Here is a 26,331-nt window from a genome sequence, read left to right on the forward strand (position 1 = left end):
AAGCAATATTTTTTAATTGGTTAAAAATTCACAAATCACTTTGTAAGATTTGCTTTATAAAAGTAATTATTTTCGTACGTAAAATAATTATTATTTATATTTTTAAACAAATCACACCTTTAAATCTCTAAAAAAAGGAAAGAAACTAAGTGTAAATAATACCTTACAAAATAATTTATTACTTAATTGACAACTAACAATTTATAAAAAGTGACATGTGTTTTTCATTTTTAAAAATATAAGAATATTAAAACAAAGTGTTTTGAGCTGATTTTATGATTTAAAAAAAAACAGAATTTGACTCCGTCTTTCAATTTTTCAAAATAAATCTTAGAATAAACCTTTAAATTAATTGGATTGGCGTTTATTAATGATCTTGCTTTTTGAGAAGATCAATATCAATTTGTCAATCCATTACAACGCAAACCCACTACTGATTTCATCCTTTTTGGTAAACAAACAGCAGAACGTTTTCTCTCCACTATTTTTAAAATATGTTTTTTAGAAAATTCTTCTCCCCACTGATGATTATCAATTTATCTTCTTTATTTTTGTTCTTCTACACGAAAGAAAATAAAATGCGAACATTTGTTATTGGTGACATACACGGAGGTTTACTTGCACTTGAACAGGTGTTGAGTAAAGCTAAGGTTACTCAAAATGATACTCTTATATTTTTAGGCGATTATGTCGATGGATGGAGTCATTCAACTCAGGTAATCGATTTTTTAATTGACCTTAAAAAGAAACAAAAATGCATTTGCATCAGAGGCAATCATGATCAGTTGGCTTTAGACTGGCTAGAAAACAGACATGAGGAATTTGATGAGGAAATGTGGTATAAACATGGCGGAAAAGCTACTGTTGAAGGATATGCTGTTCTTTCTGAAGAACGAAAAGAAGAACATATCGCTTTTTTGACATCGCTGCAGGATTTTTATCTGGATACTGAAAACCGATTATTCATACACGCCGGATATACCAATCTAAGTGGTGTAACCTATGAATTTTTCTCCAAATTATTCTATTGGGACCGAACACTTTGGGAAACCGCACTTTCTTTAGATCCAAATTTGAAACCCGACGATTTATACTATCCAAAACGATTAACCGTTTACAAAGAAGTATACATCGGTCATACACCGGTAACGCGAATTGGAGAAACCGTTCCCGTACAGAGAGCCTGCGTATGGAACCTTGATACAGGCGCCGCCTTCAAAGGTTCGCTGACTATAATGGATGTTGATACCAAGGAATTCTGGCAAAGTGATCCGTTAAACGAACTGTATTCTAACGAAAAGGGTAGGAATTAAATCTGTAAATGGCTATTTTTGCGCTTTAAAATAATTAATATATAAATTTATGAAAAAGGTAATTACACTTTTGTTTCTGGTAACAGTTGGAATCACACAGGCACAAGAAGCATTTAAAGGAAAAGGTGATGTGAAAGTTAATGTTGGTGCTAATTTACAAAATGGTGGTTCTGGTATTCAGGGTTCTGTAGATTTTGGATTGGGAGAGAATTTCTCGTTTGGTTTTGTTGCTAATTATTTATTAGGAGTAGACAACTTTTCAGGGTTTTACCACAATGATGTAACGTTATACAATGATTCAAAAGCAGATTTCGGTGATCGTTTTGATGCTAAAGCAAGAATCAACGCTAACTTATCAAGCGTGATCGGTATTAAAGAATTAGACGTTTATCCTGGACTAAGTTTAGGTTTACATAATTTTGGAGGTCATGTAGGAGGACGTTATTTCTTCACAGACGGATTTGGAGTATTTACAGAAGTTGGATTTCCTATAGCGAAATACGGTAATAATAATGATCCTTTTTACAACTTAAACAATCAGACTACATTTAGCTTAGGAGCTTCTTTTAATCTATAGTTTTGTTAAGGTTCTTGGAACAAAGGTGCTGAGGTACTAAGCTGCTAAGGCTCTAAGATTCTAAGATTGTTACAACTAAAAAAACCGTCCAAATGGACGGTTTTTTAGTATAAACTATTTTCTAAGATTTTCTCTGTACCTCTGCACCTTGCGAACTTAGCCTTTAAATCGCCATTTCAGGAATATCTCCCTCAATAATCAAATCAGCTTCGGTTGACGCAATGATATGTTCCACAGAAACGCCTGGCGCTCGTTCTAAGAGCTTAAATCCTTTTGGCGTCACTTCTAGAACCGCAAGCTCCGTAACAACCTTTTTAACGCATCCTACACCTGTTAATGGCAAAGTACATTTTTTTAAGATTTTAGATTCGCCTGCTTTATTCACATGCATCATGGCTACGATGATGTTTTCGGCAGAAGCTACTAAATCCATAGCGCCTCCCATCCCTTTTACCATCTTGCCCGGAATCTTCCAATTGGCAATATCTCCATTTTCAGAAACTTCCATCGCACCCAAAATAGTTAAATCTACTTTCTGACTGCGAATCATTCCAAAACTAAAAGCGGAATCAAAGAAACTCGCTCCCGGAAGTGTTGTAATGGTTTGTTTTCCTGCGTTAATGATATCGGCATCTTCTTCTCCCGCAAAAGGAAAAGGTCCCATACCCAGAACTCCATTTTCACTTTGAAACTCTACCGCAATATCTTCTCTGACGTAATTGGCAACCAAAGTCGGAATCCCGATACCCAGATTGACAAAATACCTGTCTTTTACTTCTTTAGCAATTCGTTTTGCTATATCTTCTTTTGTTAACATATGTCTTAAATGTATCAATTTAGTAATTAGATAATTTGGCAATTAGATAATTGGATAATTGGATAATGATTTACTGGTGCTGTCTAAACAACGATTACATTTCTCAACTATCTCATGGACAAATTATCACATTTTCTAATTATCTAATTATCTCTGTCTAACAGTACGTTGCTCTATACGTTTCTCAAATTTCTCTCCTTGAAAAATACGTTGCACCATAATTCCCGGAATATGAATCTGATTAGGGTCTAATGTCCCAACGGGAACCAACTCCTCTACTTCTGCAATGGTAATTTTTCCGGCACCGGCCATGCATGCATTAAAATTTCTGGCAGTTCCTTTGAAGATCAGGTTTCCGGCTTCGTCGCCTTTCCATGCTTTTACAATGGCGAAATCTGCTTTGAAAGCTTCTTCCATAATATGCATTTTACCATTGAATTCGCGAACTTCTTTTCCTTCTGCTACTTCGGTTCCATAACCGGCAGGTGTAAAAAAAGCAGGAATTCCGGCTTGTGCTGCACGGGAACGTTCTGCAAGAGTTCCTTGTGGAATAAGTTCTACATCTAATTCACCCGAAAGCATTTGACGTTCGAACTCTGCATTTTCACCCACATAAGAAGAGATCATCTTTTTGATTTGCTTTTTTTGTAAAAGCAATCCAAGTCCAAAATCATCAACTCCTGCATTGTTTGAAATACAAGTTAAATCAGAAATTGTGGTCGCAACCAAAGCGGCGATTGTATTTTCAGGGATACCGCAAAGACCGAAACCACCAAACATAATCGTCATGCTGCTTTCAATTCCTTTTATTGCTTCCTGAACATTATTTACTTTTTTTGTAATCATAATAATTAGTCTTTTATTGACAAATAATTTTGATAAAAATACTATATTCTTATCATATTATATCGATTTCGTAAAAAAATAAAACCATAGAACAAAAAAAATCCTTTTGTACTCTTTCCGGTTTGGAAAGCACAAAAGGATTTTTTTATTATAAGAAAAAACCGGACTACAATTCGAATTCGTCCGTGTTTTGATCTGTTTGTGTTGTATCTTTTACTACAGCAGGCCTACTATAACAATCTACTTTTATAGAAAGATTAGCCGGACGTTCAAAATCAGATTTAGAAACCTGAAGCGTCGGATCGGCATAACAAAGTTTCATGAAATAACCCCAAACCGGTAATGCTGCTGTTGCCCCTTGTCCGTAAGTCAAACTTTTGAAACGTGCTGAACGGTCTTCACAACCAACCCAAACTCCCGTTACTAAATTTGGAACCATTCCCATAAACCAACCATCAGACTGGTTTTGTGTTGTTCCTGTTTTACCCGCAATCGGGTTTCTGAACATATAAGGATAACCTGTCCAACGATTATCACCACTTCCACCGCCTTCTGTACGCAAACGCGCCCCTGAACCGGTTTCTGTAACTCCTTGCAGTAATTTGATTACCGCAAAAGCAATATCTTTATTTAAAACGTCGTGTGATTCCGGAATTGGTTCGTAAATAACCTCTCCGCTTTTATTTTCAATACGACTTAAAAACTGTGGTTTTACATAAACTCCCTGATTGGCAAAGGTACTGTAAGCAGCAACCATATCTTCAACTGTAATATCTACCGCTCCCAATGCGATAGAAGGTTGTACAGGAATCTCTGTTTTTACACCTAATTTTTTCGTTAATTCTACAACTGCCTCAGGTCCGGTTCTGTCAATTAATTTCGCAGAAACCGTATTAATAGAATTCGCCAAACCTTGTTTTAAAGTAACCATTCCACGGTATCTGTTGTCCGAATTTCTTGGTTCCCAATCTGCCGTTACGTGGTGACGCCCTTTGTGAATCATGAATGGTCCATCTAGTATAGAATCACAAGGAGACATATTTAATTGTTCGATAGCAGTAGCGTAAACAAAAGGTTTAAAAGTAGACCCAACTTGTCTGGCTCCCTGCCCTACGTGATCGTATTGGAAATATTTATAATTAATTCCACCAACCCACGCTTTAATATTTCCGGTTTGAGGCTCCATCGCCATTACACCAGCTTGTAAAAAATGCTTGTAATAACGAATAGAATCCATTGGAGTCATGATCGTATCGCGCTCACCTTTCCAGGTAAATATGCGCATTTTTGTTTTTACTTTGAATGAGCTGATAATATCCTCCTCACTTTTATCCAGGTCTTTCATGATCGCCCAACGAGTTGAGTTCTTCATGGCCTGCATCATAATTCGATCGGTTTCAGCCTGCGTAATATTTAAGAAAGGCGCGTTTTTGTTGTTTTTCATCTCAATAAAAAACTGCTCCTGAAGGTTTTTCATGTGAGCCGAAACTGCTTCTTCTGCATATTGCTGCATTCTGGAATCGATCGTAGTGTAGATTTTCAAACCATCTTTGTAGATATCGTAATCCGATCCGTCCGGTTTTTTATTCTCAGCAACCCATTTCTTCATGTAATCACGAAGATATTCTCTAAAGTAAGTAGCCGTTCCTTCGCGGTGGCTCTCCAGTTTAAATTTCAATGCAATTGGCAAAGCTTGTAATCTTACCTTCTCAGCAGAAGAAATCATCTTTGCTTTTTCCATCTGAGAAAGTACCACATTACGACGGTTTTTTACCCCTTCCGGATTTCTAACCGGATTGTAAAGCCCTGAATTTTTGAACATTCCAACTAAGATAGCCGATTCGTCCATAGTTAAATCTTTCGGGTCTTTAGAAAAGTAAGTTTGCGCTGCAGAACTCACTCCAACAGAGTAATTTCCGAAGTCGTAAACGTTACAATACATCGCCAAAATTTCATTTTTGGTATATTGTCTTTCCAAGCGAATGGCAATAATCCACTCTTTTATTTTTTGTACAATCCTGAAAGGCAAAAACTTAGACCCTTCACCATGAAACAATTGTTTAGCTAATTGTTGTGTTAATGTACTCGCTCCACCGTTTGTCCCTAAAGTAAAAACAGCTCTTAATGTCCCACGTCCATCAATTCCGGAGTGATCGTAAAAACGGGCATCTTCGGTAGCCACCAAAGCTTCTACCAAACTTTTCGGTAAATCAGAATATTTAAGTTGTGATCTGTTGGTTTTAAAATACTTTCCAATCACCACTCCGTCAGACGAAATGATTTCTGTTGCCAAATTAGAATCCGGGTTTTCTAAATCTTCAAAAGAAGGCATTGACCCAAATAATCCCCATGAAGCAAATAGGAAAAAGGCCAGAACACCTAATAAACTATAAGCAAAAATTCTCCAGAATTTCTTTTTGTAGTAATTAATATCTTTAGTGTTGTTGGTTGCATTGTTTTTTTTAGTAGCCATAAATATATTCGTCTAATCTTTTTGTTCTATTCTAAAACCTACGTCTGTAATACCTTCTAAAGTCTGAACACCAGGAATTTTACCTGATTCTCTAACCGCTTGTTTGATATGTACTTTGTACTTTCCTCTAAACTTTACATCTTCTTTGTAAAACAGTTTACTTTCTTTAATGTCTGTAAAACCGTTTCCTAATAATGTCCCATCCGGATTTGCCATTTGGTACTCTAAGGTATCCACTTTCGTGAATCCGCTTGGGGTTTCAATAGCAACAATTAAAAACAAATTATTGAAAGGATAATTGTTATTGTCTCTCAAATTCACAAACAAATTGTACTTTTTGGTAGAATCTAAAACTGGCAAATTGAAGGTAACCACACTGTCTTTATGCCAGGCACTGCCGACAGATTTATACTCATCAAATACTCTTTTTTTATCACAGGAAAAAAGAAGAATGGCAACCAAAAGTAGAATACCGCTATTTTTTATTCTCATTTTTAGTAATAATTATAGGTTTTCTTGGCTCGGCTGGTTTACCATCATTCGATTTGGGCTTATTCGATTGATTTGACCTATTGTTGTTATTATTTGGCTTATTCCCTTTATTTTGGTTTCCACCGGCCGGCTTCGCGTTATTATTGTTATTGCTATTATTGTTGTTACTCCCTTGTTTTGGTTTCTCGGGAGCTGCAACGACAGCATTCTCAGCATTGGGTTTACGTTTTCGAGCTGGCTTTTTCTTTCTTTTAGGCTGATCAAAACGTGTTAAACTCTCCTGACCCATTGCATTATTGAAATCTTTTTCAGGCTCTTCCGTCACCTCAATTGCAAAATCTTCAAGTGAAGACACTTTATTTTTCTGTTTGTTTTCGGCAATAATTTCTTTTACCTGATCAATTTTCAAAACATGCCAGTTTGCAAAATTATTCGTGTAGGCAAACCACATTAACCCTTTAAAAATGTCTTGTTTCTGACAGATCGCATCTCCTTTTTCAGTCACTAATTTAGTGTCGTAATCCGGGAAATCTTTCAAGGCATCCATGTAAGTATCTAACTCATAGTTCAAACAGCATTTTAATTTACCACATTGTCCCGCTAATTTTTGAGGATTTAGCGAAAGTTGCTGGTATCTGGCTGCCGATGTATTGACACTTCTGAAATCTGTTAACCAAGTCGAGCAGCAAAGCTCTCTTCCGCAAGAACCGATTCCGCCCAAACGAGCTGCTTCCTGACGAAAACCAACTTGTTTCATCTCTACTCTTGTACTGAATTCTTTTGCAAAATCCTTGATCAAAAGTCTAAAATCGACTCTGTCGTTTGCGGTGTAGTAAAAAGTAGCTTTTGATCCGTCACCTTGAAATTCAATATCAGAAATTTTCATCTCCAATTTGTGCTGAATTGCCAATTCACGTGCACGAACCTTCATAGGCTCCTCACGTTCACGTGCTACAGACCAAATATCAATATCTTTTTGAGATGCTTTTCTATAGATTTTCGGTACTTCGTTACTCTCAGGATTAACTCCTTTTTTCTTCATTTGAATTTTTACCAATTCTCCTGTCAAAGTAACAATTCCAATATCGTGTCCCGGCGATGCAACAGTTGCTACAATATCACCCATGCTTAATGTTAATTTCTCCGAATTTCTAAAAAATTCCTTACGTCCGTTTTTAAAACGAACCTCAACACAATCAAAAATTGCTTCTCCATTAGACGGACTCATATTCGCGAGCCAATCAAAAACCGTCAATTTATTGCAGCTATCGGTGCCGCAAGTCCCATTATTTTTACAACCTTTTGGCGCACCGCCATCTGAGGTTGAACAACTTGTACATGCCATAATTATATATGTAGTGTTGCATAAAAGCAACTTAAGTTCATAAACATTCGATCGGTAAAGATAGTATTTTTTTTAGTTGTCTTTTTATAGATTAAATCTAATGGCTTGTTAATTGTTAAAACTTTATGTTTTACCGTATTACACCAGTTTTTTGGCTTAAAAGGACGATTTAATATTGTCATCGGATTTTTCTTTGCAAGAAAATATTCCATACAAATCTGTTTTTATAATAATTCAATTTTAAGATCAGGTTCCATTTGCAAAGTATTCCCATATGATCTTCAAAAAACTTCACCTACTGACCTATCACAGTCTGTCAATTTACAAATCTTCTTTAATCCAACGCTTATTTAAGAGAAAAAAAAATATTTCGGCAATAATGAGCGCTATCAAATCAGCCGGAATTCTCTCTCTTTTTCTTTTCTCTTCTTTAACACACAGTCAATGTACGATTCAAACTACAAATTCAGATTTTGAATACCCAGTTATAGCTTCTGGTAGTATTGCTTTTATAAATCAAACTCAGCATCCTGCAGCTTTACTTGGCTGGAGAACGACTGCTACAGATAACATAATGGAGTTTTGGAGTAATGGTTACGATGGTCGAAATGCCTATTCCGGAAATCAATTTATCGAACTTAATGCCTATCAATCTTCAGGTCTATTTCAGGATTACGACACTTCTACGACGCCTCATTTCAATTATTCGTTTAGTCACATGGGAAGATTTGGAGTTGATACCATGATATTAAAAGTGGGTCCCCCGGGAGGCCCTTACACCACTATTAAAACTGCCGCAACAGCCAAAGAATGGAAAGTATACTCCGGAACTTACACTGTCCCGGCAGGTCAAACCAGAACACGATTTATCTTTGAATCTTCTGCAACTGCAACGGGAAACCCAACTGCAGGTAATTTTCTGGACGCCATAAGTTTTACAGCCTCTATTAACTCTCCTGTGGTAGCTGACAAAACAATCTGTTATAACTCATCTACCACGCTTACAGCCACCGGAGTCCCTAACGCCTCTTTTTACTGGTACGATACAACAGGAACCAACTTACTTCATCAAGGTGCCACATTTACAACTCCTGTTCTCACATCTGACACCACTTACAAGGTCAAACAAATAAACAGCTCGAATTGTGAAAGTAACTTTCTCGATGTTAAAGTCAGCGCAGCTAATATTGATCCCCCTGTGGCAGCCGACAAAACAATCTGCTATAACTCTTCTACCACACTTACAGCTACCGGAATTACTGGTGCTTCTTTTTATTGGTATGATGCAACAGGAACCAACTTACTTTATCAAGGTGCCACATTTACAACTCCTATTCTATCATCTGATACTAGTTATAAGGTTAAACAAATAAACAGTTCGAATTGTGAAAGTAATTTTCTGGATGTTAAAGTCAGCGCAGCTAATATTAGTCTCCCTATGGTAGCCCACAAAATAATCTGTAGTAATTCATCCGCTACGCTTACAGCCACCGGAGTCCCTAACGCCTCTTTTTATTGGTACGATGCAACAGGAACAAACTTACTTTATCAAGGTGCTACGTTTACAACTCCAGTTCTCACATCTGACACCACTTACAAGGTTAAACAAATAAACAGTTCGAATTGCGAAAGTAACTTTCTGGATGTTATAATCAGCGCAGCCCATCTTGGTCTCCCTGTGGTAACCGATAAAACAATCTGTTATAACTCACCTGCCACACTTACAGCCACCGGAGTTCCCGGTGCCTCTTTTTACTGGTACGATGCAAGAGGAACAAACTTACTTTATCAAGGTGCCACATTTACAACTCCTCTCCTTTCATCTGACACCACTTACAAGGTTAAGCAAATAAACAGTTCAAATTGTGAAAGCAACTTTCTGGATGTCGAAATCAAAATAAATAATCTAGCTAGTCCGCTTACTTTAACTTTAACAGACGATGGGCAAAATGAGATTGTAGCAACTGCAAGTGGCGGAAAACCGGGATATCAGTATTCCATAAACGACGGGCCTGGCAGCCAGACTAACAAATTCGCCGTTTATGAATCAGGTACGTATACGATTAACACTACTGATGAAAATGGATGTACGGCATCGGTTTCAAAATATTTCGAATACACTAAAATTGATTTGTGCATTCCTAACTATTTCACACCTAATGGAGATGGACAAAATGATGAATGGGGTCCAGAATGTGAATTAAACTACAAAAATTTAACCTTTACTATTTTTGACCGCTACGGCCGACCACTAGCAAATTGTAGCTACAACAAAAGATGGGACGGGAAATATAAAGGAAAAGAATTGCCTACGGGTGATTATTGGTATACATTGAACCTCAATGAACCTAAGCACGACAGCGATTTTATTGGACATTTTACTTTATATCGCTAAAGGTAAGCAGCAGTAACGTATCAGTACTGACAAGAGTAGTACAGTTCAAAAAACCGCAAAAAAAATAGGTTCTAATTTTAACCGGACAGGATTTTACAACCACTACAATGCATAAAAAAACTCATAGCTCCCAACGAGAGCCATGAGTTGTTTATTTTATTTTTTTGTTAGAATTACCTAGTCTAGAACTTTATAGATTTTATCCGATAATCGTATTCTGAATGGCAATTGAAATGTACAAGTATCACCGGAAACGGCTGTTTCTGATTCAATATCATTGACAAACATCTTTTCAATTATCAATTTTTGCTCTCCGGTTGTTGATCCTTTGATTAAAACAGTATCCCCAATTTTGATTTCGTTTTCTTCAATTAAAAACTGACCAATAGAAGGTTTCGGAAAAAAGTGGGTTCCTTTTCCGATGTATTGTTTTTTTATTTTTGGTTGTTTTTTAGCAACCGCTTTCGTTTTCACTAAATCAGAAAGAGTCGGAACAGCTGCTAATGGGTCTAAATTGTTTTTGAAAGTCAAAACATCTGATTTTCCTTTTTTGAAAATCATATTTCCGTTTTTAATCCCTCTTCGGATTGCTTTTTGCTCTTCTTCCGGTAAGTGAATTACAGAAATACAGTCGGTAGAACAACAGCCTTCCATTGCCTGTGCACATTCTTCACATTGAATAAAAAGCAGATGACAGCCTTCATTCACACAATTGGTATGTACATCACAAGGTTTTCCACATTGATGGCATTGCGAAACGATATCGTCAGTAATTCTTTCACCTAAGCGATGATCAAATACAAAGTTTTTACCTATGAATTTACTTTCTAATCCTTCTGCTTTTACCTGACGGGTATATTCTATAATCCCTCCTTCAAGCTGGTACACATTTTCAAAACCTTTGTGTTTAAAGTAAGCACTCGCTTTTTCACAACGAATTCCCCCTGTGCAATACATCAACAATTTTTTATCTTGCTTATGTTCTGCCAGTTGCTCTTCGATAATAGGCAGACTTTCTCTAAAAGTATCTACATCTGGTCGTATTGCTTGTGTAAAATGACCGATTTCGCTTTCGTAATGATTACGCATATCGACCACAATTACATTTGGATCCTCTAATAAATCGTTGAATTCTTTGGCTTTCAGGTGAATTCCGATGTTTGTGGCATCAAAACTTTCATCTTCCAAACCATCGGCAACAATTTTATCACGCACTTTTATCGTCAATTTCAAAAAGGAATGATCATCATGCTCTACCGCAATATTCAAACGAATCCCTTTCATAAAGTCATATTGCTCTATGGTATCTTTAAATTCATAGAAATGATCCGCCGGAAGAGACAATTGAGCATTGATTCCTTCGTTGGCTACATAAATTCGACCCAAAACCCCAAGCGGATTCCAAGCTAAAAATAAATCATTACGAAATTGAGTTGGATTTGAAATTTGCGCATAAGCATAGAAAGACAGAGTAAGTCGTTGTTTACCTGCATCATCAATCATGATGGCTCTTTCTTCTGCGCTCAAAGTGTTATACAGTTGCATGCTATAAACAGATTTAAGTTAAGAGATATATTTTAATGAATTCCTATTCTGAATTCGGCTGCAAAGGTAGACCTTTATTTACAATTTAAAAATCCCTGCCGGTTTCTTATCTAAAAATTAAGAGAAACGAGGCCGAATCCCGAAATATAAGTCACAAACAATCAAGGGCTTGCCTTTTTTTACTATATTTATGTTAAACAATTTTAACATTTATGACTTATGAATGCTTTAAAACTCTCTAAAACACTGCTCCCAATCTTTATCTTTTTAACCCTCTTAAGTTCTTGTAAAAAGGAACAACCAAAAGCGCCACCGCCCATGCAGGCGCCTTTTGTAACCGTAAAAAGTGAAGACGTTCCGATCTACAAAGATTTTGCCGGACAGACTTTTGGAGACTTAGACATTGAACTGATCGCCAGAGTAGATGGAATTTTAACAGGAATTCATTTCAAAGAAGGTCAAAAGGTTAAAAAAGGACAATTACTCTATACGATAGATCCACTTGAATATGAAACCAAGGTCGAACAGGTTCGCGGACAAGTTGCTGTTGCTCAGAGTAATTTAGTAAATGCTAATGAAGAACTGAAAAGGATTAAACCGCTGGCCGATATGAATGCGGTAAGTAAACGGGAGCTCGATGCGGCAGTTGCCAAAGACAAAGCCGCAAGATCTAATTATGCCAGTGTACAGGCAAGTTTAAAAAATCAGGAAATTGAAAGAGGTTATTGCAATATTAAATCACCAATAGATGGTGTTATTGGCCTTTCGAATGCGAGGTTAGGCGACTACATTACTAAATTAGGCAACGCCTCCCGATTGAATACCGTTTCAAAACTCGAAAAAGTCAGAGTGCAATTTACGGTTAGCGAAGCTGATTTTCTCAGATATCAGAAACAAACGAAAATAGGCGAAAGAATCACAGATCTTCAATTGATATTATCCGACGGTAGTTTTCATCCTCAAAAGGGAACACTCAATTTTTCTGACAGTAAAATAGACCCAACGACAGGAACTGTTACCATTGAAGCACAATTTCCAAATCCGGACGGAACTTTGCGTTCGGGACAATTTGGTAAAGTCCGTGTTTTAATCCGAACCGAAAAAGATGCCATCGTGATTCCACAAAGAGCCGTTACCGAACTTCAAGGACTTTTTCAGGTTTCTGTAATTGATGCACAAAACAAAATCGAGACACGAGTGGTTGAAGTAGGCCCAAAAACCGGCACCGATTGGGTCATTACCAAAGGATTAAAAGCGAATGAAAAAGTAGCCATAATTGGAAATCAGTTTATTCAGCCCGGATCGACAGTAGTCCCGGTTCCTTATGTGCCGGACCCGAAACAAATTGCTTCAACTCAAAAAAACTAAATTATGGATAATTTTTTTGTACGAAGACCGATAGTCGCCATAGTATTGTCCATTTTTATTGTTTTAATTGGTGGACTCTCTATACTCTCGACCCCTGTTGCGCAATATCCCGAAATTGCACCGCCTTTGGTACAGGTATCCACCAGCTATCGTGGAGCCAATGCCTTAAATGTCGAGCAAGCCGTAGCGACACCTATTGAGCAAAAAGTAAATGGTGTTGAAAACATGCTTTACATGCAATCGACCAATACCGGAGACGGAAGTATGTCTCTTTCGATCACCTTTGATATGGGAACCGATTTGGATATCGCCACGATGTTAACACAAAACAGAGTTGCCGAGGCGACCAACAAACTCCCGCAAGATGTAAAAACCACCGGTGTGACTACCAAAAAGTCTCTCGCCATGCCGTTGTTGATTTTGTCCTTGTATTCGCCCAACAAAACCTTCGATAATAACTTTCTAACCAATTATGCCAACATTAATATTGTGGATGCATTGGCCCGTATTAAAGGAGTTGGAGAAGTAACTCTTTATGGAGGTAGCAGTTACGCCATGCGTATTTGGGTCAAACCCGATATCATGTCCAAATACAACCTGACAGTTCCCGACATTGTCCGATCAATTCAGGAACAAAATGCGATTGCACCGGGGGGAAAATTTGGCGCACCACCCGCAAAAGACAAAAACGATTTTACTTATAATGTAACCCTTAAAGATCGTCTGGTAAATCCGGAAGATTTTGAGAATATTATTCTAAAATCAAATCTAAGCAATCAGCAGGTTCGATTAAAAGATGTCGCCACCGTTTCGTTGGGAACTGAAAGTTACGCTTCAATAGCCAAATTAAACGGAAGTCCCGCCGGAACCATTGGTATTAAACAAATGCCGGGTTCAAATGCTCTCGAAGTTGCTGAAAATGTCAAAAAAACAATCGAAGGATTAAGCAAACGCTTTCCACAGGATCTAAAATACAAAGTTTCTTTAGACACGACCCTTGCCATTTCGGAAGGAATAGATGAAATCCTGCACACTTTGTTTGAAGCCATTATTTTAGTGATTCTGGTTGTTTTTATCTTTTTGCAAAACTGGCGTGCGACTTTGATTCCGCTTTTAACTGTCCCTGTTTCACTTGTTGGTGTTTTTATGCTCTTTCCGCTCTTAGGATTTTCGGTCAATGTACTTTCTCTTTTAGGCTTAGTATTGGCCATCGGGATTGTGGTCGATGATGCCATAGTCGTCGTCGAGGCCGTCATGCACCACATTGAGCAGGGTATGTCGCCCAGGGATGCCACCAACCAAGCCATGAAAGAAGTTTCGGGCCCTGTAATTGCCATTGCCATTGTATTAACGGCAGTATTTATTCCCGTAGCTTTAACACCCGGAATAACAGGCCGACTCTACCAACAATTTGCCATTACAATTGCTATATCGGTGATTTTCTCTGCTTTAAGCGCTTTAACTTTAAGTCCGGCTTTATGTTCTCTTTTGTTAAAACCCAATCAGGAATCAAAAGGATGGTTAGGCCGATTCTTTAAAGCCTTCAATCAAAAGTTTAGTGCGTTCACCGATAAATACACAGGTTTCTCCGGTTATCTTATCAAGAAAATGACGAGAAGTTTTATTTTCATCGGAATCTTAATTGTTGCCATTATTCTTTTAGGTGGAAGAATTCCAGGTGGATTTGTTCCCGAAGAAGATCAGGGCTATATGTTTGTGAATATTGAACTTCCCGGCGCTTCTTCCTTAGAAAGAACCAATAAAGTCATCGACAAAGTAGAAAACATCCTCTCCAAAAACGAAGGGATCGATTCCTATACTTCGATTGCAGGATTTAGTTTGATCAAAAACTCTGTTGCTACTAATAATGGTTTCTTTTTTGTTTCGCTAAAAGAATGGAAAGAACGCGAGCAAGACGTTTTCCAAATCCTCAAAGAGGTAAATGGAAAAGTGGTTTTTGGAATTCCCGAAGCTACTGTTTTTGCCTTTGGACCTCCGCCAATTTCCGGAATTGGAAATGCCGCCGGATTTACAATTATGCTTCAGGACAAAGAAGGACAAACGCCACAATATCTCTATCAAAACGCGCAACGTTTTATGGCAGAGGCTAAAAAACGTCCGGAAATCGGAACCATCCGAACCACTTTTAATCCCAATGTACCACAGATTAGTCTGGATATTGATCGGGAGAAAGTCAGCGAACTTAATCTTTCGTTGTCTGATGTCAATCTTGCTATCGGAGCAAGTTTAGGAGGACAATATATCAATGAGTTCAATAAATTCGGCCGACAGTATATTGTGCTGTTACAGGCTGCGCCAAATTATACCGTAAATCCGGAAGATATCAATAAGATTTTTGTTCGCAGTAAAGACAACAAAATGATTCCAATCTCGAGTATTGCTACGATCCGAAAAGAAAGTGGTCCTGAATTTACAACTCGTTTTAATTTATACCGGGCCGCCGAAGTTGGCGGAACTCCCGCACCGGGATACACCTCAGCGGAAGCCATGGATGCCTTGCAGGAAACCGCCGAGAAAGTATTGCCTTCGGGAATGGGATATCAATGGTCGAATATGAGTTTTCAGGAAAAACAAGCCGAAGGAAAAGGGAATACAGTATTCCTCATGGCATTGCTTTTTGTGTTCTTAATTTTAGCTGCGCAATACGAAAGCTGGAAATTGCCTTTTAGCGTGCTTTTAGGAACTCCTTTTGCCGTTTTCGGCGCTTTTCTGGGACTGTTCCTCTGCCGATTAATCAGTCCCGACTATGTCAATAATGTTTTTGCCCAGATTGGTTTAGTCATGTTAATTGGTTTGGCTGCGAAAAATGCCATTTTGATCGTAGAATTTGCCAAAGAAGAGTATGAAAAAGGAATGCCTGTAAAAGAAGCGGCGCTATATGCCGCCAAACTGCGTTTCCGCCCTATTCTTATGACCGCTTTTGCTTTTATCTTAGGTGTTGTGCCTCTTTTAACCGCTAGTGGTGCCGGAGCTCAAGCCAGAAAGGTAATGGGATTAACGGTTTTCAGCGGTATGCTGGTTGCCACAATTTTGGGAGTTTGTTTGATTCCTGTCTTATTTGTATTTATTGAAAGTTTTGGTAAAAAACCTTCAGAAGAAATTGATGAAACTAAAAAGGAAGAATGATGAAAAATCTAAAATTAGTACTCGTATTACTTGCAATAGCTGTTTTTCCTTATAGCTGTATGGTGGGTCCAAAATATTCAAAACCAGAGCAACCCAAAACCGACAGTTTTCAATTCGGAAACAAAACAACAGACACAACTGCCAATGTAACTACCCTAAAATGGTCCACAATTTTCAATGATGATGTATTGATCGGATTGATTCAGAAAGGGATTCAGAATAATTATGATTTAAAAATTGCTTTAGCACGTCTGGAACAGGCAAAAGCTAATTTAGGCATTGCCAAAGCCGATTTATATCCGTCCTTTCAGTATTCAGGTCAGGTAAATAGCGCCCAGACTTTTCTGCAGCAAACTTCCTTGACCGCCAATATGTCCTGGGAGTTGGATTTTTGGGGGAAATTTCGTCATCAAAACAAAGCGCTACAAAGTGAACTTCTGGCAACTGATGAAGCCCGAAAAGTAGTGCTTTCCACTATTGTCAGCACCATTGCTGTTTCGTATTTTGAATTACGTGATTTCGATAATCAACTGGAAATCACGCAACACACTTTAGAAACCAGACAAAAAGCATATGATATCATTAACGAAAGATTCAAAAGCGGTTATGTTGCGGAATTAGATAAAGTACAAATCGAACAACAGGTCGCAATTGCAGAAGCCAATATTCCATTGATTAAAAGACAGATTACAGCTTTAGAAAACTCCATTTCGGTACTAATAGGCCAGGTTCCCGCTCCTATCGAAAGAGGTAAAACCAACAATGATTTATTGATTTTGTCTACATTTCCGACTTCGGTACCTTCGGCCTTATTAGAAAACCGTCCTGATGTAAAAAGAACGGAACTTTTGTACCGCGCTTCCAACGAAAGAATTGGTGTTGCACAAGCGATGCGGTATCCATCGTTTAATATTGCAGCGCTTGCAGGTTTTGTAAGTCCAACGATTGGTGATTTGTTTACTGATGCTTCTTACCTCCAGAATATTGGAGCCGGCGTTAGTGGACCATTGTTTAACTTTGGAAAAAATAAACGCCGTGTTGAAGTAAACCGCCAGATAGCGGAAGAAAACAAACTGGTTTTTCAGAAAACGTATTTAATAGCCATCTCAGAAGTAGAAAACGCCTTGCAAAACGTAGCCATGTACAAAGAAGAATGGACCGCCCGAAACAGACAAATTGTAGCCGCGCAAAAAAACTACGACTTATCTAACGCCAGATATTACAACGGATATGTTTCATACCTCGAAGTTCTGGACGCCCAACGTTCCTTATTTGAAGCACAATTAAGTCTTTCGCAATTAACCCAGAAACAGTTGAGTTCGATGGTTCTGTTGTATAAAGCACTTGGCGGCGGATGGAATTAGGGCATTGTCTCTTTTGGAAATTTGTGAGATGTTAAAACAAAAAATCACATAACTAAAACACTTATTAACAGCAATTTAAAACGAATCAATACACATAACGCAACAATGTTGCAAATAATAGAGAGAGGTTTTTTCACGCAGATTTAGCAGATATGGCAGATTTTTTTCTTATTCATACAATTGAAATCGGTGTGTTAGTTCAAAAAACATTCGCACAGATCCGCTTAATCTGCTAAATCTGCGTGCTAAAAACTTTGCGGCTCTGCGAGAAAAAAAACACCGCGCATAATCCTTCGACTTCGCTCAGGAGGACAGCTCTGAGTATTTAATAAAACTCTGAAAATCCCAAAATTAAAAGATGAAGAGCTCGCACGCAGATTTGGCAGATTGAGCAGATTTTTTTCTTATTGGTACAATTGAAATCGATGTGTTTGCGCAAAAAACATTCGAACAGATCCGCTTAATCTGCTAAATCTGCGAAAAAAAAACTTTGCGGCTCTGCGAGAAATACAAAACACCGCGCATAGTCCTTCGACTTCGCTCAGGGGGACAGCTCTGAGTATTTAATAAAACCCTGAAAATCCCAAATTAAAAGAAGAAGCTCTCGCACGCAGATTTGGCAGATTGAGCAGATTTTTTTCTTATTGGTACAATTGAAATCGATGTGTTTGCGCAAAAAACATTCGAACAGATCCGCTTAATCTGCTAAATCTGCGAGAAAAAAACTTTGCGGCTCTGCGAGAAATACAAAACACCGCGCATAATCCTTCGACTTCGCTCAGGAGGACAGCTCTGAGTATTTAATAAAACCCTGAAAATCCCAAATTAAAAGAAGAACATCTCGCACGCAGATTTGGCAGATTTTCTTCTTATTACACAATTGAAATCGATGTGTTTGCGCAAAAAACATTCGCACAGATCCGCTAAATCTGCTAAATCTGCGTGCAAAAAAACTTTGCGTAACCCTTCGACTTCGCTCAGGGGGACAGCTTCAAGTATTTAATTAAAAGCGGAAACTCTTAAAATCAAAATAAGCATTCGAGAATTCTTACTACTGCCTGGAATCCAAAAAACAAAAAAAAGAGTGCATTTCATGATGAAACGCACTCTTTTTTATAAAATCTTAGTATCTAAGAAACTTAGCTTCTCAGACTAGCAATACTCGTTAAACGCGTCTTGCAAGTTTTCCGCGATCAATTCAGCTGGACGGCCTTCAATATGGTGACGCTCTAACATGTGAACCAATTCTCCGTTTTTGAACAAAGCCATACTTGGCGATGATGGAGGAAAAGGAAACATATGTTGTCTTGCAGCATCAACCGCTTCTTTGTCAACACCAGCAAAAACGGTGATCAAATGATCCGGTTTTTTAGCTCCTTCTAAACTCATTTTTGCTCCCGGACGTGCATTTCTTGCAGCACAACCACAAACAGAGTTTACAACAACCAAAGTGGTACCTTCAGCTTTAATAGCATTATCAACAGCGTCAGCACTATGTAAATCTTGAAAACCTGCAGCAGTAAGTTCAGCCTGCATTGGTTTTACCATTTCTTCTGGATACATATTTTTATTTTTTAAATTTTACTTTTGAACTGCAAAGTTACAAAGTTTAGCGGCAACTACTTAATTTGAGGTATAAAGTTTTGTTATAGTTCGATTGTTATTTCCTAAACTTCACTTGGTACGGATAGGTTTCATAAACGGTATTATCTTCATTTATCGTAAATCCTTTAGCAGCATCTTCTTTTGCGCTATCAATTAATGCCACGACCTCTACTCTGGATTTCCCTTGTTTCAGCCAACAAATGGCTTTATAATACTTTACATCCGAAAATTCAGGGTAAATCTTCAGTGCTTTATCAAAAACGGCAATTGCTTCGTCCCACTTCTTCAATTCATATTTGGCAATTCCTTGGTAAAAATAGGCTGTCGGATGTTCTAATTGCTGCCTGTTAGTATAAATATCATCTACATAGTCACCTATAATTTTTTCGGCTTTTTCATATTCATTCAACTGTAAGTAACAAAGTCCAATATAAAAACGATACGAATGGTCCATTCTGTACCCGTTACCATACAGTTTGATACATTCCTCAAAATCGGCGATTGCTTCTTTGTAATTCTTTGAAAAGATGCATTTCATAAAACCACGATAGGGTAGCCATTCTTGTTTATCATACAAAACGGCTTTGTCTAAAAATGTCATTCCTACTTCATACTTTCTACATTTAAAATAGGGCATCGCCTTTTGCTGCCATAATTGAGCAACTGTGCTGTCTTTTTTCAAACCTTCATCGAGGCAATTTTGCCATTCGGTCATTTCAAAAATGTAGTTGTGTTTTTCGGCTCCATTCGTCAAAAATTCTTCTATAATAGCATCATGTGCTTTGTTTACAGAAACTTGCCCAAAGGACAAAAGGGTAAAAAGGAAACTTAGTCCTAAAATGGTATTTTTCAAAGTTTATTGGTTTTGGTTGTATTTATTTGAAAGAAAAATCAACCCAAATAACGCTTTAATAAATGGTGTTTTGGGGCACTTTAAAATAACTTTAACATCTTGAATTAATGTCGTTTCTTCATCCAAAAATTTAAAAATAAAAACCGGATTTCCTTTTTTGAATAGGGCAGAAAAAATACGATTCCCTAGTTCATTATGGCGATAGAGAATATCCAGCAACAACAGATCGTAAAACCAAAATCGGCTCTTTTTATGAAAATCTTTCATTTTCAATGAAGTGGAAGGATTATCTAACAAAAATGCCACCAGTTCCGTTGATTTTTTATCCGAATTTTTAAATGTATATCCTGTACTCGCCTTTGTCCATCCGCCGGCAGTACCGATATTAAGCACTCGTTTGGTATTTCGCTCCCAAAAAGGAAAACAGGTCATTGGAATACTTCCCTGCTCCTTTTCCAGAATTTCATACGCAGTTGCGCCTAAATTCTTTAAATAGTTTTGAATCTCCTTTTCATACTCTTCTTCCGGAAGTAATTTCTCCGAAAATAGTGTATACTCAACCAAGGCCTCTGTTTTTGATATTGGCAAAACATACATAAAACGGGTATTCTCTTTTTGTTCTACCGAGAAATCCATAAAAGTAACTTGCTCCGGATTGAAGATCTCCGATTCGCTCTTGACCAGCCAACCTATAAAATGCTGTTGCAAAACGGCATATTGGGATTGATTTTCAGCAAAAGCTTTAGTGTAAATGCTATTGAATAAGTGACTGCAAGTGTAGCTGTTATCTTCTGTACCAACATAAACATGGGTATCGAGTTCGTTGATATCGGTTACTTTATCTGTTAAAAAAGTAATGTTTGATTCTTTTAAAAGAGCTTTCAAAACAAAGCTATAAAAATCCAAACCTCTAATCTGATTGTACTGATAAGGACGAAGGTCTAAATCGCGTTTAAAATCCTGATTGGCAAACAAAGCAGCATCCCACTTTTTTGAAATAACCGAATCCCAAATCGTTTCCTCCTCCGACCAAAAACACCAGGTTCTGTCATTGGATTGTTTTGAACTTGCATCTAACAACAAAATCGATTTGGTGCTGAATTTACCGGACAAAACCATTTTATAAACCGTCATTAAAGCCGAGAGACCTGTTCCGGTGAAAATGTAGTCGAAATGTTTGATTTGTGAGGAATGCATGTTCAAAAATAAGAAATTTTATTCTTTTGCTATTTCTAAAAACAGTTTAAAATCCGCCTCATTTAAGTAGCTGTTATACTGGAGAATGATTTCATTATTCGCATTCAAAACACACAAAACCGGATACGCAATTTGTTTATTAATCGTTCCTAACTGAACGGCCAGCTCGTTTATGCCCACATTATTACCCGAGGGCCGGTATTTGAAAACCTGATTATTAAACGAAATGTCTCTTTTTTCTTCTGCATTCAAATCAATAAAATAAAAATCCGAATTCAACTTGTCTATGATTTCGTGATTGTTGAAGGTCATACTTTTCATTCGCTGACAAAACTGACACCAATCGGTATGGATAAAAACAATCACATTTTTCTTTTGAATTTGCTGCAAGCTGTCAATCGCCTCAAACGGAGTGCTTTTGAGCTGGCAGAATCCTGTTGAAGTAATTCCAAGGAAGAAGATAATAAGGGTCAGCTTTCCCATTTTGGTGTTGTTTTTTTTGCCACTGATTTCACAGATTAAAAGGATTAAGCTTGTTCTGAATATTCTTTTCTAAATCTGTGAGGTCTGTGGTGTAACTTATTCTTATCTCAAAGCATAATAAATAAAAACAATTCGTGAAAATTCGTGTAATTCGTGTTCAAAATTATTTTTAAATGGCAACTTAAATCCCTACTTTAAATTATATCTCAAACCAAAGAAGCCTCTAATGGTTTGGTTTTGTCCATAAACATAAGTTGTGTCAAAAGTCAAACCGTACGGATTATCTGAAGTAGTCACAATTTGCCCTTTTGGAACTACTTGTCCATTTAAGCCAACATTTGTTCCATCTGATGTTTGCACATTTTTATCGAAAGGATCATTTGTTCTTGAAATCAAAAAGGGATTATTGCGTTTTGGTGTAAAATTCAACAGGTTTTTAATTCCCCCGTACACTTCAAAATTCTTCCATCCGAAATACGTAAACTGAATGTTCTGAATACTATACCACGGCGATTTCGGGCTTCTCGGGTCTAAATCACTTAATAAAGGTAACTTCATCGGGCTGTACACATTCCCCGTATAATCCAACAATAAATTTAGTGAATCTATTTTATATGAAACACTCCAGGTTGCTGTGAATTTCTCGGTTAAAAAAGGTGTTGCCGAAACTCCATTTTCTACATTTTTATTATCCAGTAGCGTTGCACCAACAATAAACTTTAAACCTGATGGAAAATTAAGATCCACATTCGTACTGATTCCCTGACTTAACGCATAACCATTGATGTTATCGTAAATGATTTTATTCGGATCGCTTTCGTAATCTGAAACAATTTTATTACTGAATCGAGTATAAAAAGCCGTTGTTTCGATCCCCATAAAAGTTCCGTTTCCAAAATTGATTTTCTGTATGTAATTCAGATTCACATTAACGGATCGCTCCGGTTTTAAATCACTTTTGATCACCACATCTCTGGAGCCAGTAAGTGCTGCGTGGTCTTCGGTAAATAGATTCACTACCCGAAATCCGGTTCCCGCGTTCAATCTGAAAATAGTGTTTGGATTTTTCTTCCATCGATAGGCTACTCTGGGAGTATAAATAGAACCGTGAATCGAATTGTAATCGTATCGCATTCCTAACAAAACCTGACTTTTTGGAGAAATCGTGATTTCATCCTGAACAAAAATTCCGGGTAACCAGGTACTTTCGGCTTCTTTAGTTGCGGTTGTATTGTCGTCGTAGTAAGAATAACGATTGGCAATTCCGGCCAGAAAATCGTTTCTACCCATTTTTTTATCCCAGGTCAATTGCAAAAATCCAATTTTCTGATTGGCGATATAAGAGGTCGTTCCGTAGCGACTGTCCTGATAATGCACATTTCCGGAGAAAGACACCATCAATTTTTCTTCAAAAGGCAATTGATAACTTCCTATTAATTCTCCTCTTTTGGTGTAAATGCTTTCTCCATAAATTTCATCCCCTCCGCGGAATTTCTTCTCCCAACGCACATCTCCACCCCAGCGATCTTCGTACATTCCTCTTGCAGCAATGGTAAACAAACGGTTATTGTCTCTCAAAAAACTCCACTTATTAAAAACTGAAATTCGTTCTGACAAGGTTACATCGGTAAAATTATCACGATCCTTATCGATAATCTGATTGTAATTGAAGTAATTAACCCCTAAAAGCGTTGTTGCTTTTTTTGACGGATTGAATTTCATTCCTAAATCGACATTGGTTTCTAAATAGGAAGTCGTAAAAACATCAGCAGAAAACAACGGCGCGTTAGTCGGATTTTTGGTAATGATATTGATCAAGCCTCCCACAGCCTCACTTCCGTACAAGGAGGAAGCCGGGCCTTTTACGATTTCAATGCGTTCTACAAGCGAATTTGGAATTCCGGATAGTCCATAAACCGTTGATAGACTACTCACAATTGGCATCCCGTCAATTAAAATCAAAGTATATGGTCCTTCAAGACCATTAATATGAATGTCTCCCGTATTGCAGACCCCACAATTCAACTGAGGCCGAACACCGTTTATATTTTGAAGTGCCTCATAAATACTAGGCGTTGGGTTTTTCTTGAAGAAAACCGTAGAATAAACCTCAACCGGAACGGCACTTTCTAATCGCTTTACGGGTTTTAGAGTTCCGGAAACCACCACTTCATTGAGTTCGTTATCGTTGTCTTTTAATTCAAAATCAAGATTCAGTTTTTCATTCTCTGCAACCAAAATCCTTTGAGTTACGGGTTTAAATCCCATAGAGGTAACCTGAATTTTATATTCTCCCTGAGGAATGCTCTCCAATTTATAATACCCTAAACTATCAGCTTCTGTTTTAAATGCAGTATTTAACAAGGTAATTTTAATCAATTGAGCGTCATTATCCCTGTTTACCTTTCCCGAAATAGTTTGCGAATGAACCATTTTCGCAGAAAATAAAAACAAGACTAAAAATAAATATTTCATTCTATATAAATTAATTTTTAGGCAAATCTAAAAATTAAATTTGACAAATAATGTTTACAAGGCTAAAAACTTAAAAATGAAATCATTTAGTGGGTTTGGATAAAAGAAAAAACACACAGAATCATAAGAAAAACCGAGCTAAACCTAACCAAAAACCTATTTAACTCTGTAACCTTTAAAAAACAAAACCCCTTTTAATTAAGTAAAGGAAATTATGATTCCATGTGTTATAAAAGAATAAGGAGATCCTTAAACGAAACTTTCATCGATAAGTTCTCTATTAATTGAAGCTCCTGCAAAAGAGCCTGAAGAAACTGCCATTGCAACAGATCGTGCCTGAATGGTACTATCCCCACTGGCATAAATTCCGGGGATATTGGTCCGCTGCAACAGATCTACTTTTAGCAAACCTTGCTCGGTCAATTCACACCCTAAAATTTCAGGTAAGGGACAGTGCTGTACAAAAGGAACTTTGGCATAAACCGCCTTTACTTTAATTTTTGATTTGTTTTTGAAAACTACCTCACGAATGCTTCCGTTTTCATGAAGAAATGAATCAATCTCCTCTTCAATGATCTTAATTCCATGTTTTTGAAGCAACTCCATTTGCGCTATACTAAAATTTGCTTTTCCGTTTGTTAGCAAACTAAGCTCTTTTGTCCAGTTTGAAATCATCTTCACATATTCAAAACCCAGATCACCGTTGGCAATAACCGCTGTTTTCTCACCTTTCACTTCATAACCATGACAATACGGGCAATGCAAAACGGAGATTCCCCAACAGGCACCAAAGCCATTAATATTCGGAATCAAATCTTTTATTCCGGTTGCGAAAAGAATTTTCTTTGCTGTAAACGTTTTTCCTGATTCTGTTTTAAGTTCAAAACCATTTTCTATTCTAATAGCGCTAACCGCTAATTCGTTATGAAATTGAACCGTATCATAAGAGCTAATCTCTTCTTTGGCTTTCTTCGAAATAGTTGCCGGCTTCTCTCCATCCTGTGTAATAAAATTATGCGAATAGGGTGTTTGTCTGTTACATGGCAGTCCACTATCTATCACCAAAACCTCACGCAAAGAACGCCCCAGACTCATCGCGGCAGCTAGTCCGCTGTAACTTCCTCCTACAACAATAACTTCAAAATGATTTTGCTGTGCCATAATTGTTATCTTTTATGTGATTTATAATTCAAAAAATGTCCCACAATCATCCCTATTCCTCCAAAAAAAATCCAATCAAGATGAATTTCCAAAAAAATATCGACCAAAACACTGATCCAAATCATGGCCATAGAAATAATAAAAATGCTGGAGACCAAAAGGTTCGATTTTTTAATTATTTTTAAAATCGCAAAAAGTCCAATTGAAGCAAAAACCAAATCGATAAAAGGATTGTGAGTTAATCCTAATGGCAGAATGGTTAGCAAAGGAAAGAGCAAGCAATGCACCAAACAAATGGTAGCGCTCGAAATTCCTAAAATATCGTAAAGGGCCATGGTCGTTTTCTTCATTTCTCGTACTTTTGCTTAATGCAAATATATAAAATTATTTCAATCGCAACATTGTTGCGTTAATATATTTAATTGATTTAGAATGAAAAACACTAGAAATACTACCGCAAAGACGGCCGTTACACAGATTCTCACCGAATCGAAAACGGCATTGTCACATACAGAAATTCACAAACTAACAGCAGATTTGTGTGATCGTGTTACTATTTACAGAATATTGGATCGTCTTGTAAATGACGATATCGTTCATAAAATTGTAGATCTTGACGGTACGGTAAAATATGCCAAATGCCATCATGCACATCCAGTACACATTCATAATCACGCTCATTTCAGCTGTGAAAATTGCCACGAAATAACCTGCCTTGAAAATGTAAAACCAAGTTACATTATTCCGCACAACTATAAAGTAAATGATATTAACTTTACGTTATCAGGTTTGTGTCCCAATTGTTTAAATTCTAACATTTAACTTTTAGACTTGTCTAAAAATATTGTTGAGCGAATGCAATTTTTCTATATATT

Annotated in this window: 20 protein-coding genes; 7 read left to right on the top strand and 13 right to left on the bottom strand. The window is 37.3% G+C overall.

Features of this window, described 5'->3' with window-relative positions:
- Nucleotides 1–578 precede the first annotated feature (578 nt).
- Both LNP23_RS04175 and LNP23_RS04180 read left to right on the top strand, forming a co-directional pair.
- Entirely contained in the window at nucleotides 579–1,313 is a 735-nt protein-coding gene (locus LNP23_RS04175; protein WP_230003943.1) for a metallophosphoesterase family protein, read from the top strand.
- 49 nt (nucleotides 1,314–1,362) lie between these two features.
- Nucleotides 1,363–1,890, top strand: coding sequence for a DUF6646 family protein (locus LNP23_RS04180; protein ID WP_047776939.1), 528 nt, complete (start codon nucleotides 1,363–1,365; stop codon nucleotides 1,888–1,890).
- A 163-nt stretch (nucleotides 1,891–2,053) separates the two neighbouring features.
- Here the strand turns inward: LNP23_RS04180 and LNP23_RS04185 are convergent, their stop codons facing one another.
- The 5 genes from LNP23_RS04185 to LNP23_RS04205 all read right to left on the bottom strand — a co-directional run bounded on the left by LNP23_RS04185 (nucleotide 2,054) and on the right by LNP23_RS04205 (nucleotide 7,863).
- Nucleotides 2,054–2,707: a CoA transferase subunit B gene (locus tag LNP23_RS04185; protein ID WP_047776937.1), complete on the bottom strand. Its 654-nt coding sequence runs from the start codon at nucleotides 2,705–2,707 to the stop codon at nucleotides 2,054–2,056.
- Nucleotides 2,708–2,854: 147 nt separating this feature from the next.
- Nucleotides 2,855–3,553, bottom strand: a complete 699-nt coding sequence (locus LNP23_RS04190; RefSeq protein WP_047776935.1) for a CoA transferase subunit A — start codon at nucleotides 3,551–3,553, stop codon at nucleotides 2,855–2,857.
- Nucleotides 3,554–3,719: 166 nt separating this feature from the next.
- On the bottom strand, nucleotides 3,720–6,026 hold the full coding sequence (locus tag LNP23_RS04195; RefSeq protein WP_047776933.1) for a penicillin-binding protein 1A: 2,307 nt from the start codon (nucleotides 6,024–6,026) through the stop codon (nucleotides 3,720–3,722).
- A 12-nt stretch (nucleotides 6,027–6,038) separates the two neighbouring features.
- Nucleotides 6,039–6,518, bottom strand: a complete 480-nt coding sequence (locus LNP23_RS04200; RefSeq protein ID WP_047776931.1) for a gliding motility lipoprotein GldH — start codon at nucleotides 6,516–6,518, stop codon at nucleotides 6,039–6,041.
- On the bottom strand, nucleotides 6,502–7,863 hold the full coding sequence (locus LNP23_RS04205) for a PSP1 domain-containing protein (RefSeq protein ID WP_230003945.1): 1,362 nt from the start codon (nucleotides 7,861–7,863) through the stop codon (nucleotides 6,502–6,504). The genes LNP23_RS04200 and LNP23_RS04205 overlap by 17 nt, the downstream gene beginning before the upstream one ends.
- 379 nt (nucleotides 7,864–8,242) lie before the next feature.
- Here LNP23_RS04205 and LNP23_RS04210 point away from each other — a divergent pair, with 379 nt between their 5' ends.
- Complete coding sequence (locus LNP23_RS04210; protein ID WP_230003947.1) at nucleotides 8,243–10,258, top strand: T9SS type B sorting domain-containing protein; 2,016 nt, start codon at nucleotides 8,243–8,245, stop codon at nucleotides 10,256–10,258.
- A 177-nt stretch (nucleotides 10,259–10,435) separates the two neighbouring features.
- Here LNP23_RS04210 and trhO read toward each other — a convergent pair whose 3' ends face one another.
- Entirely contained in the window at nucleotides 10,436–11,803 is a 1,368-nt protein-coding gene (gene trhO, locus LNP23_RS04215) for an oxygen-dependent tRNA uridine(34) hydroxylase TrhO (RefSeq protein ID WP_047776924.1), read from the bottom strand.
- Nucleotides 11,804–12,022: 219 nt separating this feature from the next.
- Here trhO and LNP23_RS04220 point away from each other — a divergent pair, with 219 nt between their 5' ends.
- From LNP23_RS04220 to LNP23_RS04230, 3 genes are read left to right on the top strand one after another with little or no spacing between them, the layout of a single operon-like run.
- Complete coding sequence (locus LNP23_RS04220; RefSeq protein ID WP_230003948.1) at nucleotides 12,023–13,171, top strand: efflux RND transporter periplasmic adaptor subunit; 1,149 nt, start codon at nucleotides 12,023–12,025, stop codon at nucleotides 13,169–13,171.
- A 3-nt stretch (nucleotides 13,172–13,174) separates the two neighbouring features.
- Nucleotides 13,175–16,318, top strand: a complete 3,144-nt coding sequence (locus LNP23_RS04225) for an efflux RND transporter permease subunit (RefSeq protein ID WP_230003950.1) — start codon at nucleotides 13,175–13,177, stop codon at nucleotides 16,316–16,318.
- On the top strand, nucleotides 16,315–17,682 hold the full coding sequence (locus LNP23_RS04230) for a TolC family protein (RefSeq protein WP_230003952.1): 1,368 nt from the start codon (nucleotides 16,315–16,317) through the stop codon (nucleotides 17,680–17,682). Before LNP23_RS04225 ends, LNP23_RS04230 begins: the two co-directional genes overlap by 4 nt.
- A gap of 1,152 nt (nucleotides 17,683–18,834) precedes the next feature.
- Here the strand turns inward: LNP23_RS04230 and LNP23_RS04235 are convergent.
- From LNP23_RS04235 to LNP23_RS04265, 7 genes are all read right to left on the bottom strand, one after another.
- The gene (locus LNP23_RS04235) at nucleotides 18,835–19,245 is read right to left on the bottom strand and encodes a BrxA/BrxB family bacilliredoxin (RefSeq protein WP_029271207.1); all 411 of its coding nucleotides are present in this window, start codon (nucleotides 19,243–19,245) and stop codon (nucleotides 18,835–18,837) included.
- 97 nt (nucleotides 19,246–19,342) lie between these two features.
- Nucleotides 19,343–20,140, bottom strand: a complete 798-nt coding sequence (locus LNP23_RS04240) for a tetratricopeptide repeat protein (protein WP_230003954.1) — start codon at nucleotides 20,138–20,140, stop codon at nucleotides 19,343–19,345.
- A gap of 3 nt (nucleotides 20,141–20,143) precedes the next feature.
- Nucleotides 20,144–21,337, bottom strand: coding sequence for a lycopene cyclase family protein (locus LNP23_RS04245; protein ID WP_230005133.1), 1,194 nt, complete (start codon nucleotides 21,335–21,337; stop codon nucleotides 20,144–20,146).
- An 18-nt stretch (nucleotides 21,338–21,355) separates the two neighbouring features.
- On the bottom strand, nucleotides 21,356–21,820 hold the full coding sequence (locus LNP23_RS04250; protein WP_230003956.1) for a thioredoxin family protein: 465 nt from the start codon (nucleotides 21,818–21,820) through the stop codon (nucleotides 21,356–21,358).
- Nucleotides 21,821–22,009: 189 nt separating this feature from the next.
- The gene (locus LNP23_RS04255) at nucleotides 22,010–24,295 is read right to left on the bottom strand and encodes a TonB-dependent receptor (protein ID WP_230003958.1); all 2,286 of its coding nucleotides are present in this window, start codon (nucleotides 24,293–24,295) and stop codon (nucleotides 22,010–22,012) included.
- Between the two features lie 249 nt (nucleotides 24,296–24,544).
- Entirely contained in the window at nucleotides 24,545–25,456 is a 912-nt protein-coding gene (locus LNP23_RS04260) for an NAD(P)/FAD-dependent oxidoreductase (RefSeq protein ID WP_230003960.1), read from the bottom strand.
- A gap of 5 nt (nucleotides 25,457–25,461) precedes the next feature.
- Nucleotides 25,462–25,806, bottom strand: a complete 345-nt coding sequence (locus LNP23_RS04265; protein ID WP_047776915.1) for a MerC domain-containing protein — start codon at nucleotides 25,804–25,806, stop codon at nucleotides 25,462–25,464.
- An 82-nt stretch (nucleotides 25,807–25,888) separates the two neighbouring features.
- On the opposite strand from LNP23_RS04265, the gene LNP23_RS04270 reads away from it, so the two are divergent.
- On the top strand, nucleotides 25,889–26,278 hold the full coding sequence (locus LNP23_RS04270) for a Fur family transcriptional regulator (RefSeq protein ID WP_047776913.1): 390 nt from the start codon (nucleotides 25,889–25,891) through the stop codon (nucleotides 26,276–26,278).
- The last annotated feature ends 53 nt before the right edge of the window (nucleotides 26,279–26,331 follow it).

This window comes from Flavobacterium cupriresistens, assembly GCF_020911925.1.
Taxonomy (GTDB): Bacteria; Bacteroidota; Bacteroidia; order Flavobacteriales; family Flavobacteriaceae; genus Flavobacterium; species Flavobacterium cupriresistens.